Origin of the sequence: Salinithrix halophila (assembly GCF_042650125.1) — a bacterium.
Taxonomy (GTDB): domain Bacteria; phylum Bacillota; class Bacilli; order Thermoactinomycetales; family DSM-45169; genus Salinithrix; species Salinithrix halophila.
In genome coordinates, this window is sequence record NZ_JBHSAP010000009.1 from 502,373 (window position 1) to 518,258 (window position 15,886).

Consider the following 15,886-nt stretch of genomic DNA (forward strand, 5'->3'; position numbering starts at 1 on the left):
CTTCCTCAGGGAACATACTTCCCCATATATCTGGCTAGCAGCTGGACAGAGTGGTGGGCGTTCAAGAGTCCAACCCGAAAACCGCTCTGCAGGGTCACCGTTGATTGGGTGATTAGTTGGCGCACCTGGTCCGGTGTGAGATCCGGCTGTAAATAGAGAAGGAGGGCTACCGCTCCTGCCGCATGGGGAACAGCCATTGAGGTGCCGCTCATTTCGCGTGTCGTGCCGTTTAACCAGGCTGACGATACTTTATCCCCCGGAGCCGCTAGATCCACACCAGGTCCTGTGTTGCTGAAAGTTGCGATTTTATTGGATTTATCGGTAGCCGTCACCCCGATCGTCTCTGTAAAGCGTGCCGGGTAATCAATGTTACCGGATGCCCCCTGATTTCCTGCGGCGGCTACCATGATAATTCCTTTTCGATACGCCGTATTGATCGCTTGACGGAGCGTATCGGAAACTTTCGGCATTCCAAAACTCATGTTAATAACCTGCATACGATTTTCAATGCACCAATTGATGGCCGATAAAAGATCAGAAAGATTTGCGCTTCCTTTTCGGTTAAACGCTTTCACTGCATAAAGATGGGCACGGGGAGCCATACCGATAACCCCCTGCTCCTCAGAACGACCGGCAATTGTCCCGGCAACATGGGTGCCGTGTCCATTGTAATCATAAGGAGTGAACATCGGAGAGAGGATATTAACTCCGCCTTTATAGTTATCCCGAATGGCAGCGTGATCATTGGCGATACCCGTGTCGATCACCGCCACCCGGACCCCCCTTCCCTTCGTATAACGCCAAACCTTTTGGGCGGCAGTCTTTTCAATGCCCCAGGGAAGTTTGCTCTTACGTTCCGATACTTCACCGATATAAGGATCCGTGATGGTAATGCGAAGGTCCGGTTCCCAATAAGCTACATCAGGGTGGCCTTCCAGACTGTAAAGACCATCTCCTCCGTAAAACTCACCGATCACTACTCCCAGGTGGGGAAGAACCCGCAGGGGACGGCCGCCGCATCGGTTCATTTCCCGCAAGCAGTGATTAGGATTCCGATAACTCTTCAGATAGAAAATTTTTCTCACCCGCGGCCTGCGGTTAAAAATCGGCATCGGATCCGGCAGCCAATCGGGCTTCATCATGTCGACTTCAACTCCTTATCACTCACTGATAAACCCACGCCTGAATATATTGAGACGGATTCAAACCACGTATCGAGGAGAGTGCCGCCGGTGAAACCACCCAAGCTGTATACCTCCCGTCCGAAAAGAAAGAAACCGTCTCCCCGCCGTATCCGAGAAAAAACCATTGACCCCGTCCCCCGGGAAGAATTTGTATATTCCACTCTCTCCCAGCGGGTTGAAGAGGCTCGCCATCTATCCAAAACCCTGGAATCTTATGCATCCAAGATGGATCAATGGTTGAGCGCCTTAGCCAACTTATCCTATGCCATGAAAGACAAAACGGCTTTTCAGGAAGTTATGCAAGCCCTATCCCAGCTGAGATCAGAAACATCCGCAAAACCCAGTCCTGGGGGGAAAAAAGGCTCTCCCGGCTCTCAATCGGGAAATTCTTCATCAAAATTAGGTGCCAATATACCTAATCCGAGATCCCTGCTTCCCAAATGGAGCCCCCCCTCCAAAAAAGCCGACCCGTTTCCCCCTTATCCGAAGCCTCACTCCAGAGATGGTGACAGCCTTTACGACCTTCTTAATGCCCCCAGATTTCCAGAACTAGTCGACAAAGTGATGAAGTATAAGAAATAAACAGAATGAATTCCCGCAACGGGCTGCCTATCGCAGCCCGTTTTCAACCACGCCCCTTGTTTTTTTGCCGCTTTCTCTTTCGGGAAGCGCCCTCCCTGCTCATGCTTTCCTCGAGCTGCCGGGCCCGTTTCTTGGGGATCCGTCCTTGGTCTGCCAATCGGCTTACAGCCCGGGACGGGTCTCCCGCATCGATGACGGTATCCATTAATTTTTTCAATTCCTCATTGGAAACCGGGGCCTGCGTCAACTGGCGGATATATTCGAAAAAGCCGTCCAGACCCTGACGGTTATAACTTTCTTTCGCGTCCTGGAGCAATTGGTCCATGAGCTTTTCGTTCACCACGTTACGGCCCACCGTCTGATTGATCCAATCAGCAAATTGTCCCTTTGTCAGCTTGGAATCCGACATAGGATCCCTCCTTCTCTGCGGGGCGTGAGCATCCCCCTTATACCACTACATGTATGTGGGGGTTGGGGGAATGCACACGTCAGATACCCATCCCGGGACGAAAAGGGCGGGCGCCCATCCCAAGCTCGAAGTTACCGATCCACACAAAAAAACCTGCACATATGTGCAGGTGAGTGATTGACAATAGGGAGTTCCGGGGGCGTAAAGCCGGATCAGGATTACCAAGACAGCCCTTCAAAGAGAAGAGCCCGGGCAGGAGCGGCTTCGGTCTCTTTCAGTTTGATCGGGGCCGCTACCATAAAATACTCGCCCTGCGGGACCTCTTTTAGGCGAAGGCCTTCCATAATATAGACATCGGCGTTGAACAAGGTTTTATGCGTGGGGTGGCCGGGCTGACTACGTTCTACACCGAGACCGTCGATCCCCACCCCCCGTACTTTTTTCTCCGCTAAATAACGGGCACCGTCTTCCGCCAAAAAGACAAATTCAAAGTCAAAAGCCTCGGAATATGAATTCTTCGTCTTAAAGAGGAGGAAGTCCCCTTCCACGATATCCAAGCCATCCAGATCCTTTTTCGCGATCCCACCTTGGACAGCGGTAAGGTCCAAGACTTTAACAGGACCGGTTAGACGTGTGATATCCATCGTCTCCATTGTGCCCCCTTCAGGAAGCATATGGAGGGGCGAATCAACGTGGGTTCCGGTATGTACATCGAGGGAGATGCGCGATTCCCGAGCTGGGCTCGTATCGAAATCCTGGACAACCTCAATGTTCGGCTTTTTTTCCGGTTTGTTCTTATATACCTGCATTCCTTCTTCGATGGTCATGGAAATATCGTATACCTTATACATCGTGCATTCCCCTTTTCCGCGAATTTTGACTTCAAACTCTTCGATGAAATGCAAGCGGGAAAGCTTAGCCCTGTTTAATCCCCAATCGGGCTTCCATGAACGACGGAACCGGTCCGAGGGTTGTAGGGGGAGTGCCAGCGGAAACCATCCTGAATCAAGAGGGCATCCGCTTCCTTTGGGCCATTGCTGCCTGCCTCATAAAAGGTGAGCGTGTCGGCTCCCTCCTGATCCCACGCCTGACGGATAGGATCGACGAATTTCCACGCCAAGGAAACTTCGTCCCAACGAGTAAAAAAGGTACGATCCCCTTCCAAGGCGTCATGGATGAGGCTTTCATAGGCCTCTGGGGATTCCTCTTGGCAATTGTTACAAAAGTCCATGACAATCGGCACCACTTCATTATCCGTTCCCGGTTTCTTCGCATTGATCTGCAAAGAGAGGCCTTCTTCGGGATTGATCTTGATTACCAGCAGGTTGGGGCCTAAATCATTGGTCTTGTTAAAATAGAGGTTTTTGGGAACATCCTTAAACTGGATGACCACTTCCGTCGCTTTTTCTTCCATCCGTTTTCCCGTCCGTATATAAAAGGGCACTCCGGACCAACGGAAGTTATCGATATACAGTTTTCCGGCCACAAACGTTTCATTGTCGGAATCCGCCGGTACGTTTTCTTCGTCTCGATAGGCGGGAACTTCTTTTTCTTGGAGATACCCCCCCGTGTATTGTCCCCGTACCATGTATCGTTTCACATCATCCCCTCTCCAACGGCGCAGGGAACGAAGCACTTTCACCTTCTCGTCGTGAATCGCTTCCGGTTTAAGGCGACTGGGGGGCTCCATCGCCACCATCATCAGGATTTGTAGGATATGGTTTTGTACCATATCCCGAAGAGCGCCAGCACGGTCGTAGTAGGAAGCCCGATCTTCTACACCCACCGTCTCCGACGCCGTGATCTGAACATTGCTGATGTAACGGTTGTTCCACATATTTTCAAATAGCGTGTTTGCGAATCGAATCACCTCGATGTTCTGCACCATTTCTTTACCGAGGTAATGATCGATACGATATATTTCTTCTTCTTTAAAAGAACCTGCAATCTGGGCCTGAAGATCTTCGGCGGAGGGATAGTCTCTGCCGAAAGGTTTCTCAATCAACAGACGTTTCCAGCCATCGGACTCCGTCAAGCCCCCTTCTTTCAAACGAGCGGCTACAGGCCCGAAAAGTTCAGGAGCAACAGCAAGGTAAAAAAGCCGATTGCCAGGGATCGTATACCGACGTTCCCGTTCTTCCACGGCTTCCCTTAACCTCTGGTAACCGGCGGGAGTCTTCACATCCAAGGAAACAAAGTCGAATTTCTCCACAAAGGAAGACCATTCCTCTTCATCTTCCACATCGACCCGGGCATAACGATTGATGGAATCCCGCACGATTTCCCGGTATTCATCGGCACTGCGCTCGGAACGCCCTACACCCAGTACAGAAAATCGTTGATCGATCAATTGGTTTCTGTGCAGGCTGTAAAGGGCAGGGAAAAGTTTCCTCCTCGCCAGATCCCCAGCTCCTCCGAAAATCACCATTACAAAGGGTTCTTTTTTCTTTGACTGAGCGTTAGTCAAATTGCTTTCACTCCTATTCCGTCAGTGCCCTATCTGTCGGTTCGTATAGGCCGCTCGATCTTCCTCGAGACTCTGCCCTTCCTATATCCCTTCATCTCTTTCTTCATGCTTCCCGTCTTCCTTCTCCCCCATGAATTTCTACCTGTAAGAGGACTTTATAGAAAAAAGCTGCTGACTTAAGAAGCCTTGTCAACAGCTTACCTGGGAATCCCGAAAAACACTCCAGCCCTTAAGAAGGCAAAGTGGGCGTCCGGCTTAAAAGGACCGGAACTTGCGGGGGCCCGTCCCGCTGGATGGAAACGGAGCATGAACGGAAAGGGAACGATCCGAGGCATGGCTTGTACGCAGTGAGTGACACCCGTTTAATTTGTCCATAACTTCAAGCTCAACGCGATCATTCGTTGTTCAGACAGGCTTTAAAATCGAGGGGGATGGAACAACTGCCCGGGTGAAATTGCGCATCTCTTCCACTTTCTCCAGCTTGGCTCCAGTATTCGACGACATAATGGAGTGGCTCCGATACCCGATCCCTCCCGGCAAAGAAGAGGGTGATTTCCTCCTTTTCGCCAGCCCCGAAGGTGACATAGTAAACCGGATAGCGGAAGGCCTCCCCTTCCTCCCCCTCTACCACATCAAAGTGCATTTCATGGCTGATGATCAAATCATCGAAAGGGTAAGTTTCCCGATGTGTCTCCCCCTCCGCTGTGCGAGCAGTGACGATCACCACCCCGTTTTCCTCATCCGCCCGGAAGCTCTCCGCCGTACCGTAAAGGTAGACCGCTTCCTTTTTCATGTCGAGTATACCCGTCAAAACCGGTGGGCGAACAGCGAGGACATCTGTAATCAGCCTCTCCAATTCGGGGGCCGTCATCTCTCTGACGGAAGCCTCAAAATTAACCACATTACCGTGGGGGAATACGCGCATAAATCATCCGGCTCCTTCTTTGCAAGTCAGAGAAATTATACCCCAAGCACCCCCAGGGATCAAGGAGCCGACTTTTTCCGCTTCTCTTCCTTTGCCCGTAGTTCCACTCGCCTGATCTTTCCGCTGGTGGTTTTAGGAAGATCCGTAACAAATTCGATCTCTCGGGGATACTTATAAGGTGCCGTTTCGCGTTTTACATGTTCCTGCAAGGCTGTAACCAGTTCTTTAGAGGGCGGTCGGCCCGCTTTCAGGACCACGAAGGCTTTGACAATCGCCCCCCGAATGGCATCAGGGCTGGCAACAACTGCACATTCCTGAACATCGCCATGTTTTACTATCGCATCCTCTACTTCAAAGGGGCCGATGGTGTAGCCAGCACTGATAATGATATCGTCGGACCGCCCTTCAAACCAAAAATAACCGTCTTCATCCCGCCGAGCCTGGTCGCCTGTCAGATACCAATCGCCCCGGAAAGCTTGTAACGTTCTCTCCGGATCCCGATAATATCCCTTAAAAAGAGCAGGGGCATCCTTGTGGACAGCTATATCTCCCACAACACCAGGGGGAACGGTGTTTCCCTCCCGATCAATGATAGCCACACGATTGCCTGTAGTCGGCCTTCCCATAGAACCTGCTTTTACTTCGATTCCTTTTACCGTGGCTATCAAGAGCGTATTTTCCGTTTGTCCGTAGCCATCTCTTACTTCCACTCCAAAATGGCGCCGGAAGATATCGATTACCTCTCGGTTCAAGGGTTCTCCCGCACTAACGGCACTTCTCAAAGCCGAGAGGTCATACCGATCCAATCCATCAACCTTTGCCATCATACGGTATTCCGTCGGTGTACAACACAAAACGTTCACCCTATACTTTTCCATCAACGTTAGGTACTTGTCCGGTTGAAAACGGCCTTGATATACGAAAGTCTCCGCACCCGAACCAAGGCTAGAAATAAACGGACTCCATACCCACTTAGCCCAACCCGGACCTGCCGTAGCCCAAACGGTGTCTTTCTCACGCACGTCCATCCATTCCTTTGCAGCTACTGCCTGATGCGGAATAGCCCAGCCATGTTGGTGAATAACTCCTTTCGGTCCACCCGTGGTCCCCGAGGTATAGGATATAAAAGCGACATCATCACTTTGCGTAACGGGCAGTTGTGCCACGCCATCTATCTCTCGCAATACTTCTAAAGGAAGGAACCCCCCCATCCTTCCTTGGCCATGGATAAACCCAGCCTCCACTGACGGACAATTCTTCATTGCATAAAAGACCCTTTCTTCCAATGCCGCGTCAAAAACCACCGCTTTTGCCTCTGAATGACGCAAACGGTATTGGATATCCGCAAGTTGCAGCATTTCCGACCCGGGCAGTACTGCTAGTCCCGCTTTTAAAGCCCCCATGTAAACCGTGTGTGCCTCAGGAATCCGGGGAAGCAGAACCATCACTCGATCTCCTTTTTTTAACCCTTGAGTGATAAATCCCCTCGCCATCCTATCCGAATCTTCTTTCAATTGTTCATAAGTTAAAGTCCGCTTTTCTCCTGTTTCGTTTTCCCAACGAAGAGCGATTTTCCCTGATTTTATAGCATGTCGGTCGATATCCTGCGTCATGTTGTAATATTTTGGTATGGTTAAGCCCAATCCATATCCCTCCAACCGTAAGAAATTCCCTTTTCTGAAACTTCGACAAAAACGCTTTCTTTTCCTTGCAAAGAAAACAAAGACAGCGGGAATTCCCGCTGTCTCGGTAAAACCAGATTATGAACTTTAGTTACCGGGCGCCGCCACCCAGTTGTTGTTCGGCCAAAGCGACCAGACGTTTCGTGATTTCCCCACCTACAGAACCGTTGGCACGAGAAGTGGTTTCAGCACCCAGTTGAACGCCAAACTCAGAAGCGATTTCGAATTTCAGTTGATCCAGAGCTTGAGCGGCGCCGGGTACCAGCAGTTGGTTGGTGTTGCGCTCGCGATTTTGTTGTTGCATCCTCGGTTTCACCTCCTTGCAGATGGTACTTATAGAATGCGGATCAAGGCCTCCTTGAATGCGTGTGAATTTCTGGGAAAATGCTTGCCCAACATCCATGGTGATAGGATTTTCCCGAATCCTTCCATGAAAAAGAGCGCGGAATACGTCCGCGTCCTTTTTCCTTTATCCTTTTTCGGAGGATGGACCTATTTAGACAATTGATGCCATTGAACCCTCAGTTGTTCAATCTCCTCCTTGATTTCATAAAGCTCTAGAAACTCATGGCGTTCCACAGCCTGCTTGTACTCTTCTTTTTTGGCAAGCAGTTTATTTTTAATTTCCCGAAGTTGTTCTTGCATCGGAACAACACCTCACTTGCTGTGAAATGGAGACGAAGGGTTGGAAGGTGAGAGAGACATTACTCTTTACCCTAACCCGTTCCTTTGCAAACCTAAAACATTGGGGAAGAAAAAATGGTGTCGATAGCGTGGCAAAAAACGGCGTATAAAACGGATTCGATGCGGGAAAGTGACAATTTCAGCGCAAAAGCCCTCCGTCTCGTCATTGACCGCCACCGAAATTTTGATAAAATGGAACTCTCCCCGCCGTTAATCTATGGCGATGGAAAGGAGTGTTCCCCTTGTCGGTGAACTATCAAACCATGCCTTCCTTTTTGAAGGAATTTCGCTTGATGAAGTTAAAAGCGATGATCCGGGATTTACAAAAAATGAACCCCGACGAGCTCCTGCACATACAAAAGGAGATCGATCACTTGCTCCATTCTTCCAAAAAGTAGGGGTAATGATGAACTCTCCCACAGAAAAACTGTTGATCCAAAGTTACAAACAATTGGACGAAGCCCGCACTCTCCTTGAAGAAGTGATTAATCGTCTGGGGCAACACCAGGCCTATTCCGACTCACAGCTTCCCGAAGATATCCGACAGTTGGTCCAAATCGCTCTTCAACTATCCCCGGAACAACGAAAAACCCTCCGCCTTTTTCTCGAATCCATCCGTGAACTGTGAAGAACAACCCACGCAAATTGTTTCTGAATCCATGAACTGCACCTCATGTTTATGCCTGATCGTATCCGATTTTTCCTCAAAGCGATAAATAATGAAAAGGCTGCCTTCGTTGATAGAGGCAGCCTGTTTGTCGTCTGGGGCTTCACAGACCCTCCTCTTTTTCGGACAAGTTCATTTTCCGTACTAGAACCGATGTCCGAAAAAGGTGATACATTTTGGAAGCATCCACGGCTGTCCACAACCTTGTCCCAGCTGTGATCGTCTCCTCTGTAGGGAAACGGATATAATCGTGTTTCTTCAAACGGGCTACCACTTGGCTCCAATCTTTCTCGGAACCCAAATGTTCCCCGAAGAGTTGGTATATCCTGTTCACAGAGATTGTCCGCTCCCGGTTTTTCTTCATATCAGGATCAAGACGGGGATAAACCAACAGCCCCCATAGAATGACAAGGGATGCCTTTGATTCCGCATCCCAACTCCTGTGTACATCGGGTTCCATGCTCCAAGGGTTTGCATAGTTTTTCTTGGCAACCGACAATCGCGAGGTCAAAAGTGAACTGATTTCCTGAAGGGATCGATTGGCCATGTCCGCTCCCCCTTTCCATTAGCTCCCTGGTAAAATTGGGTTAATCAGGGTTGGTTGTTACTTTTATCCCCAGAGTAAGGTTTTTTTATACTAATATCATCAACAAGATGAATGAGAATATCCGTTTTAATATGGTTGATTTTTCTTTTTCTTTTGCTTGAGTTAGGAGCGAATCGCTTGTCCCTGCACGGTTAGGGAGCTGTATGATCCCATTTTCCTAAGGATGCTTTTTCTAACATTTTGGTGGAAATCGGGATTTCTTTTCTGTTATATTAATAAATAAAGAAGGTCCAAACGGGGTGAGGGATGGCATGTTTGATACAAAAAAAGGGAAATACTCAGACGAAGAAAATGAGCAAATTATCCGAATGGTCAACGAAGGCTGGGAACGGGGCGCACGGGAACGAGAAATCCTCAAAGAGATCTCCTCAGAGTTAAACCGGGGATTCGCTGGGATCATGTCTCATGTGAGGAAGCTGCGGAATGAATATCCTGAACGTTTCCTATCGAAAGGAAATTCCGGCGAAGAAGGCAGGGAAAGCCGTCTAAATAGCTGGTCGGAGAAAGAGGAAGATCTAGTCATTCATCGGGTCAACCAGTATATGGATCAGGGAAGATCCCTCTCCTCTGCCATTGCCAACCTGGAAAAGGAATTGAACCGGACCCAAGGAGCGATTTATCAACGGATTTATACACTCCGGCGGAAATACCCCGAGCGTTTCAATCGAATGCCCGAGCCACGCCCCCGGCGCCGTCGTAAACTTGAACATTGGCAGATTCAGCGCCCCGTCATTCGAGATCTGGACGGCAGCGCCCCAGCCTTTCAGCCAACAGCGGAAGATCACCACGAGACAGCAGCTACCCTGGAAAAAATACACCAACAGGACACAACCGCCCTGATCGAAGAACAAGCTGCCCCCGCTCAAGATCTTTCAGAAGAAGACATGGTTATGAAGGCGTTCGAAAACCGATATGGGCGGCCCAATTCCGCCACGCGCAACAAATTGAAAAAGCTGATGGAGAAATACGGCCATACGCGGGTTTCTATCGCCCTGTTCACTCTGCGGGATGACAAAGAATTCCCTGCCATGATTACCCGATTCCTTGAGCAATGCCTTGATCGGAACAAACTATTATAATAAGAAAAGCGCAGGCTCTGTTAGAGACCTGCGCTTTCTTCATCTTCGGAGTTCTCCCGTAGCCGAACGGGAATGCTAGCATTCAATACCGTTGTATTGTCTCTTTGGCGAGACTGGGGTCTGATCTCCACCTGACCGACTACGTCGTAGCCAAAATCATCGCATAGATCGATCAACCGAGCCTGGAATTGTTTTAGTTTCCGCTCATCGATATCGGATCGCTGATAGCTGAGCACGAGGGATAAACGGTCATCTGCCGTTGCAGCAGTGGGACGTTCTTTCTCTTTACCGAACAGATTCGAAAAAACCACAACATTCACCTCGACAGTTTAAATCAGGCGATGTGAAAGATTCGCTTGATCCGATTGATGAGACTGGGTTCCTCCAGATCCAAAAAGGGAACTTCTTCTCCGTTAATACGGCGGGCTATATTGTTAAAAGCACGTCCGGCGAGAGATTTGTCATCTAATACAACGGGTTCGCCCGTATTGGATGAGCGAATGATGCGTCGATCCTCAGGAACGATCCCCAACAAATTGATCGCCAAATGGTTCTGCACGCGTTCCACACTGAGCATATCCCCATCCCTCACCATGCCAGGCTGAACCCGGTTGACCACCAGATCAATCTGATCGAGATCCGCCGATTCCAGCAACCCAATTACCCGGTCGGAATCTCGAACGGAAGGGATTTCGGGGTTGACGACAAGGATGGCTCTATCCGCAGGCCCGATCGCGTTGCGGAATCCTCCTTCGATTCCAGCGGGGGAATCAATCAGGATAATTTCAAATTCTGATTTCAACTCGTCAACCAGTTGTTTTACCTGTGCAGGAGTCACTTCTTCTTTGTAGCGGGTTTGTGCAGCCGGCAATAATCCCAGGTTGGGGAACTCCTTATGCCGGACGAGGGATTGCCGAAGCTTGCTCGTCCCCTCGATCACATCCACCAAGTCGTAGACAATCCTGTTTTCCAGCCCCAGCATCAAATCCAATTTTCGGAGGCCGATATCCGTGTCCATCACACAAACCTGCCGACCCAGCTGTGCCAATGCCAAGCCGACAGAAGCGACGGTAGTGGATTTTCCCACCCCACCCTTTCCGCTGGTCACGGTAATCGCCACGGATTTCTGCTTCATAACTCGTTACCCCTTTCCCTAGCCCTTCTATCTGTAGACGCTTCCCGGGATTCTGACCACAACCCCGTTGGACAAACAAGACCCCGGAACCCGTTTGTCTCCTCCTGGCGTTATGTAACGTACAGGTCCCAAGGTCTCTATCACCCAAACCAATCCGTTAGGGTTGTCCAAATTCCCACCAATACACGGATTCAGTCATTCTGTTTGCAAATAAAATTCCAATGATTTTGTCATATTGACATACCCCAACAAGATTCCCTATTATTGTATCAAATTTGGCTCGCCAAAAGAAGAGCGTCCGTTTAATTTCTATCCGGTTCCACATCCACTACAGGCTGCACTCTCTCTTCAAAGCGCTCCAACTCGCCCGACAGCAGTTTCCAAACGATGGCCACCGCTGCAGCATCATCTACATAACCCATGACCGGGATAAAGTCCGGCAACACATCACTCGGTATAATGAAATACAAGAGAGCTGCTCCCGCAAACGCTTTTTTTACACGACTGGTCCCAGGGTGTCGAAAATAGTCAAACAGGAGTTTTAATTTGTGGATGATTTGTTGGATGCCTCCTGCTCTCTTCACCTTGGAATTGAATTCGTCAAGGATCTTGCGAGAGCCTTCCGGGGTATCCGCTTTTCTCCCCAAAGGAACGAGCATGTTCTTCACTTTTTTATTCAGATCCTTGGAAGCCATCCTCTCACTCTCCTTTTAAGGGTCTCAACCATAAATCGGTTGCCTGCAATGCGGACAAGCCGACGTCTCTTCCCTCACTTGCTCCTGGCATCGAGGACACAAGAAAATCGCTCGACCCTCCCAGGCATCCCAGGAAGCCTCGTCCTTCTCTGCCGGTTGTTTTTGTCGGGCGTCCACAAGGGTATGTCCTGGCGGGAGGGCGGGGTGGTTGGTTCCATTTGGCCGGGAGGGATCCTGGGAGGTTTCAACCGGGGAAGTAGCCACTTCCTTTTTCAATTCAGTTAATTGTTCTTCTAGTTCCTCTATTTTTTCACGTACTGCCTTGATGTTTAACAAAACGGCACGGGTACGATCCGTAAGTTCTACCTCCCCGGTCTGTGTCCACCGCTGGTAGATCGACCGTCCCAGTTTCGCATACAATTCGTTTTCATTTTCTCTTTTCCCGCGGATCAGAAAGGTCAATCGGCTGATTTCCAGCATCATTTTCGATTTCTGACCCGTCGTTTCTATCCCCTTTTCCAGTTTCTGTTTCAGCCCATTGAAAATGCCCACGGCTATTCGCTCCTTTGGCTGGTTCAGCGCTGGATTTAATCTTATTGTACGGGATTTCCACGTTTTCTTCCACTGGTGTAAAGGCTTGTCCGAATTTTTCAGAGGGGAAAACTCCGAAGAGGAGTTTTCCCCTCCCTCGGGCTTTACCAGACATCGGGATCCGGGCCATAGGGGCCAGGTCCATAACCGTCCTCCCAAGGTCCGTCAAAACCGTCCAAACCAGGGCCTGGGATCGGGCCGGGGCCTGGGGGGGGACCAAAGAAGGGACCTCCAGGTCCGCTAGGTCCGCCAGGTCCGCCAGGTCCGCCAGGTCCGCCAAATCCGAAGGGCCCACCCAGGCAACCGAAGCCCCCACCTTTTCCAAGCCCTTTCTTCCCGAAACCAAACCGCCTCGGCCCAGGTCCGCATCCAAAGGGCCTCCTTCTAAATAAACCCAAAACCAGCACACTCCTTCCTTCATATCCGCGTCTCAGATCCGCCCGGACGCGGTCCTGCCCTATATTCCTATTCCGCATACTGCTGATCTGGCTGGACATCTCCGCCCCGACACCCGCGGAATTTCGCCATGAAAAACCCCCAGTCTGTGACCGGGGGTTAGACAGCAGTAAATCACTGGGCAGACGATATCTTGCGGGATACTGCCGATTTCGTGGTAGAACCTTGTTTAGCCTGGGTCAGACCGGTTTTTAACCACCATGCTCCGATGAACAGCATGATCGCTGTCACCAGGAACAGGCCCCGGATTCCAATGATACCGGACAAGAAACCGCCAGTAATCGGACCCAACATATTTCCCAGAAAAGTAGCACTGGTGCTATAACCGTAGGCCGTGCTTTCCTTTCCTGTTGGCGCGTTTTTCCGGATCAAGGTATGAAGGGAAGGTAATAGACCCCCGACACAGAGACCCAGCAGAAAACGGAAAGCCAGCAACTGCCATACATCGGTAACCATCGCATGGGGAACAAAGAACAAAGCGGCCCCTAACATAGAAAAAAAGAGGACCCGTTCTGCCCCGTGCCGGTCACCAAACCGCCCTAGGAAAGGAGATGCCAGCATATTGGCGATTCCTGTCACCGCCGTTACAAGGCCCGCAAAAAAAGCGATATATCCGCCAGGGGCTCCTAAGTCTGATACAAAGAGGGACATTTGCGGCATGGGAGCCAGCATAGCGAATTGAAGCATAAAGCCGACGGAAAACAGAACCATCAATGGTTTTTGATGCAAAATGAAGGAACCGTCAGCGAAAAAGCCAGCCCGTGGCTTATCGGGATCAGGTTTTACCCCTTCCTTCACCAGAAACAGGACCACACAGGTAGCGAGAAAGATGATTGCGCTGGTAAGGAAGAAGATCGTTCGAAAGTCAACCACTTCCGCCAGCACCCCGCCGATAAAGGGCCCCATGATACTTCCTGCGACACCGCCGGACTGAAGCATTCCTAAGGCATAACCCGACTTCTTCTTCGGGGTGTTGGTTGCCGTAAGGGAGATGGAAGCCGGAATAAATCCTGAGACCGTCCCGTTAAGCAGCCGAAGGAACAATAATTGCAACGGACTGGTTGCCAGGCCTGTTAAAAGGATGACTACAGACATTCCGAAGCCGGAACGGAGAACCATAATTTTGCGGCCTACTTTATCGGCCAAGCTTCCCCACACAGGAGCCACCAAAAAAGCCGAGAGAAAATTGATTCCGAAAATCAGCCCTGCCCAAAGTTGGGTCTTTTCCGGGTCAGTCATCCCCATTTCCCTCAGATAAAGGGGGAGAAATGGGATGATCATACTCATTGCACCCATAACCAAAAATTGAGACACCATCAAAATGTAAAGATTTCGTTTCCAAGTTTCCATAACTCTGTTCGCTTCCCCTCCTAGTTTCTCTATAGCCAAAAATTTCGCTTACCGAAATATAAGACCCAAAAAAACTGCCTTACAGGTTCTGGGCAGCGGCCAAGTATCAACGAGACAATCCCCGCCTAGGTAGTCGGGGATTGTGCCGGTTTATGGAATTCGGTCGCCAGCTCACGACGAAGAGATCGCTCTACCCTGGTTACATAGTGCATCCGTTCAATCCGTCGAATGGTTTGGTCGGCTTTCCGTCCGTCGATATATAGGAACACATATTTTAATCGTTTCGACACGTAATGGATGTTTCCCATGCGTCCTAATGAACGAGCAGCCTTGAGATCCTTCACCCATACAGCCAATCCGAGCCGTTCTGCAATATCCATCGGCATGGAATGTATCTCCTTTACAAAGGGTTCAGCGACTTCCCAAGTGTCTCATAAACGAGTTTTTGCCCGTGCTTTTAAAATACCAAGGACTTCCCGCTCGCAGTCTATAATGGAGGGGATTTCCACTCCCAATTATTGTAGCATGCTTTCCCCTTCAAAGCAAACCGTCGACTTCCGCCCCTTCCAAGCGAAGCCCCATGATACAATGGGTTTCGGAGGTGAAGGATATGGCAGAGACTCTGGACGAACATTTCCTCCGTCAATTAATCTTAGGAGAGGGTTGCCGGGAAGCCTTCCTACGAAACTATGCCGGGGTACAATTTCTTTATATCCTTCCGGCAACCGCCGTAAACCACAAAGAGATCCGTTGCCTGATCGATGAAAAGGCGACGGATCTCACCCGAAACAGTGCTCGGTTTCACGAGTGCCAATATGTGAGGCAATCCCGCGGATGGTTGGTCTTCCGGTTCCGGTTCCGGTTTCCGGATGAAAAGAGTTTTTGCTGCGGTAACCAATGTATCGATTGCGTTCTGTTGCACAGAGGTCGTAAACGTTAACCGCAGCTTTTGCGGCGGCCCCCTTCAACCTTATCCAATTCTTGTGCATCGACCGGTACTTTGATCTCCTCGGAGACGGAACGAGCCAGCGTGCGGCTCACCTCACCCAACAGCCGATCCAGCTTCTCCTCCACCTCGAGGTATTCCCGGATGAGAGGATGTTCCCGCAATCGGCTGCTAAAATCCTCCGCAGCCTCTTTGGCGGCATGGTAATCCGGGTGAAAATGGCCAAATCGCTGGGCCTCCTCAAACCGCTCTTTCTTCTCCTGAAATTGACGGATCAACCGCTGGGCTTCTTCATCTTCGCCCAGCTCCCGTTTTAGATGAATGTAGCGCTTCGCTTCATCGGAATCCGTGATCCGGTCAGCCAGGTTATATGCTTCAGACAGCAATTCTGCCATATCCAGAGAATTCATGTAGATCCCTCCACGTT

Annotated in this window: 21 protein-coding genes; 5 read left to right on the forward strand and 16 right to left on the reverse strand. The window is 50.1% G+C overall.

Annotated elements, in window-relative coordinates; genetic code table 11:
* Positions 1-5: 5 nt before the first annotated feature.
* Positions 6-1,142 (reverse strand): S8 family peptidase, encoded by a 1,137-nt coding sequence (locus ACFOUO_RS08685; RefSeq protein ID WP_380704248.1) that lies wholly within the window; start codon positions 1,140-1,142, stop codon positions 6-8.
* A 90-nt stretch (positions 1,143-1,232) separates the two neighbouring features.
* Here ACFOUO_RS08685 and ACFOUO_RS08690 point away from each other — a divergent pair, with 90 nt between their 5' ends.
* The gene (locus ACFOUO_RS08690) at positions 1,233-1,766 is read left to right on the forward strand and encodes a hypothetical protein (protein ID WP_380704250.1); all 534 of its coding nucleotides are present in this window, start codon (positions 1,233-1,235) and stop codon (positions 1,764-1,766) included.
* Between the two features lie 43 nt (positions 1,767-1,809).
* On the opposite strand, the gene ACFOUO_RS08695 is transcribed toward ACFOUO_RS08690, so the two are convergent.
* The 7 genes from ACFOUO_RS08695 to ACFOUO_RS08725 all read right to left on the reverse strand — a co-directional run bounded on the left by ACFOUO_RS08695 (position 1,810) and on the right by ACFOUO_RS08725 (position 7,894).
* Positions 1,810-2,175 (reverse strand): hypothetical protein, encoded by a 366-nt coding sequence (locus ACFOUO_RS08695; protein ID WP_380704252.1) that lies wholly within the window; start codon positions 2,173-2,175, stop codon positions 1,810-1,812.
* 218 nt (positions 2,176-2,393) lie between these two features.
* Positions 2,394-3,026, reverse strand: coding sequence for a cyclase family protein (locus ACFOUO_RS08700; RefSeq protein WP_380704254.1), 633 nt, complete (start codon positions 3,024-3,026; stop codon positions 2,394-2,396).
* A 74-nt stretch (positions 3,027-3,100) separates the two neighbouring features.
* Positions 3,101-4,603 (reverse strand): glucose-6-phosphate dehydrogenase, encoded by a 1,503-nt coding sequence (gene zwf, locus ACFOUO_RS08705; RefSeq protein WP_380704808.1) that lies wholly within the window; start codon positions 4,601-4,603, stop codon positions 3,101-3,103.
* Between the two features lie 433 nt (positions 4,604-5,036).
* Positions 5,037-5,567 (reverse strand): hypothetical protein, encoded by a 531-nt coding sequence (locus ACFOUO_RS08710; RefSeq protein ID WP_380704256.1) that lies wholly within the window; start codon positions 5,565-5,567, stop codon positions 5,037-5,039.
* Between the two features lie 59 nt (positions 5,568-5,626).
* On the reverse strand, positions 5,627-7,180 hold the full coding sequence (locus ACFOUO_RS08715; RefSeq protein WP_380704810.1) for an acyl-CoA synthetase: 1,554 nt from the start codon (positions 7,178-7,180) through the stop codon (positions 5,627-5,629).
* Positions 7,181-7,340: 160 nt separating this feature from the next.
* A complete protein-coding gene (locus ACFOUO_RS08720; RefSeq protein WP_380704258.1) occupies positions 7,341-7,553 on the reverse strand; it encodes a small, acid-soluble spore protein, alpha/beta type in 213 nt (70 codons plus the stop codon).
* A 188-nt stretch (positions 7,554-7,741) separates the two neighbouring features.
* Positions 7,742-7,894, reverse strand: coding sequence for a hypothetical protein (locus ACFOUO_RS08725; RefSeq protein ID WP_380704260.1), 153 nt, complete (start codon positions 7,892-7,894; stop codon positions 7,742-7,744).
* Between the two features lie 281 nt (positions 7,895-8,175).
* On the opposite strand from ACFOUO_RS08725, the gene ACFOUO_RS08730 reads away from it, so the two are divergent.
* Together ACFOUO_RS08730 and ACFOUO_RS08735 are read left to right on the forward strand one after the other, a co-directional pair.
* Complete coding sequence (locus tag ACFOUO_RS08730) at positions 8,176-8,331, forward strand: hypothetical protein (RefSeq protein WP_380704262.1); 156 nt, start codon at positions 8,176-8,178, stop codon at positions 8,329-8,331.
* An 8-nt stretch (positions 8,332-8,339) separates the two neighbouring features.
* Positions 8,340-8,561: a hypothetical protein gene (locus tag ACFOUO_RS08735; protein ID WP_380704264.1), complete on the forward strand. Its 222-nt coding sequence runs from the start codon at positions 8,340-8,342 to the stop codon at positions 8,559-8,561.
* A 142-nt stretch (positions 8,562-8,703) separates the two neighbouring features.
* Here the strand turns inward: ACFOUO_RS08735 and ACFOUO_RS08740 are convergent, their stop codons facing one another.
* Positions 8,704-9,147: a hypothetical protein gene (locus ACFOUO_RS08740; RefSeq protein WP_380704266.1), complete on the reverse strand. Its 444-nt coding sequence runs from the start codon at positions 9,145-9,147 to the stop codon at positions 8,704-8,706.
* A 311-nt stretch (positions 9,148-9,458) separates the two neighbouring features.
* Here ACFOUO_RS08740 and ACFOUO_RS08745 point away from each other — a divergent pair, with 311 nt between their 5' ends.
* Positions 9,459-10,286 carry a hypothetical protein gene (locus tag ACFOUO_RS08745; protein WP_380704268.1) on the forward strand — a complete coding sequence of 276 codons (828 nt, stop codon included), beginning with the start codon at positions 9,459-9,461 and terminating at the stop codon, positions 10,284-10,286.
* A 20-nt stretch (positions 10,287-10,306) separates the two neighbouring features.
* On the opposite strand, the gene ACFOUO_RS08750 is transcribed toward ACFOUO_RS08745, so the two are convergent.
* The 6 genes from ACFOUO_RS08750 to ACFOUO_RS08775 all read right to left on the reverse strand — a co-directional run bounded on the left by ACFOUO_RS08750 (position 10,307) and on the right by ACFOUO_RS08775 (position 14,899).
* Entirely contained in the window at positions 10,307-10,597 is a 291-nt protein-coding gene (locus tag ACFOUO_RS08750) for a cell division topological specificity factor MinE (protein WP_380704270.1), read from the reverse strand.
* A 23-nt stretch (positions 10,598-10,620) separates the two neighbouring features.
* Positions 10,621-11,421 carry a septum site-determining protein MinD gene (gene minD / locus ACFOUO_RS08755; RefSeq protein ID WP_380704272.1) on the reverse strand — a complete coding sequence of 267 codons (801 nt, stop codon included), beginning with the start codon at positions 11,419-11,421 and terminating at the stop codon, positions 10,621-10,623.
* 302 nt (positions 11,422-11,723) lie between these two features.
* Positions 11,724-12,116, reverse strand: a complete 393-nt coding sequence (locus tag ACFOUO_RS08760) for a YkvA family protein (protein ID WP_380704274.1) — start codon at positions 12,114-12,116, stop codon at positions 11,724-11,726.
* Positions 12,117-12,140: 24 nt separating this feature from the next.
* Positions 12,141-12,668 carry an RING finger protein gene (locus ACFOUO_RS08765; RefSeq protein WP_380704276.1) on the reverse strand — a complete coding sequence of 176 codons (528 nt, stop codon included), beginning with the start codon at positions 12,666-12,668 and terminating at the stop codon, positions 12,141-12,143.
* Positions 12,669-13,277: 609 nt separating this feature from the next.
* Positions 13,278-14,444 (reverse strand): MFS transporter, encoded by a 1,167-nt coding sequence (locus tag ACFOUO_RS08770; protein WP_380704278.1) that lies wholly within the window; start codon positions 14,442-14,444, stop codon positions 13,278-13,280.
* Positions 14,445-14,638: 194 nt separating this feature from the next.
* Entirely contained in the window at positions 14,639-14,899 is a 261-nt protein-coding gene (locus tag ACFOUO_RS08775) for a YlbG family protein (protein ID WP_380704280.1), read from the reverse strand.
* Between the two features lie 224 nt (positions 14,900-15,123).
* Here ACFOUO_RS08775 and ACFOUO_RS08780 point away from each other — a divergent pair, with 224 nt between their 5' ends.
* Positions 15,124-15,453: a hypothetical protein gene (locus ACFOUO_RS08780; protein WP_380704282.1), complete on the forward strand. Its 330-nt coding sequence runs from the start codon at positions 15,124-15,126 to the stop codon at positions 15,451-15,453.
* On the opposite strand, the gene ACFOUO_RS08785 is transcribed toward ACFOUO_RS08780, so the two are convergent.
* Positions 15,450-15,869 carry a YlbF family regulator gene (locus tag ACFOUO_RS08785; protein WP_380704284.1) on the reverse strand — a complete coding sequence of 140 codons (420 nt, stop codon included), beginning with the start codon at positions 15,867-15,869 and terminating at the stop codon, positions 15,450-15,452. The two genes, ACFOUO_RS08780 and ACFOUO_RS08785, sit on opposite strands and share 4 nt — an antisense overlap.
* Positions 15,870-15,886: the final 17 nt, after the last annotated feature.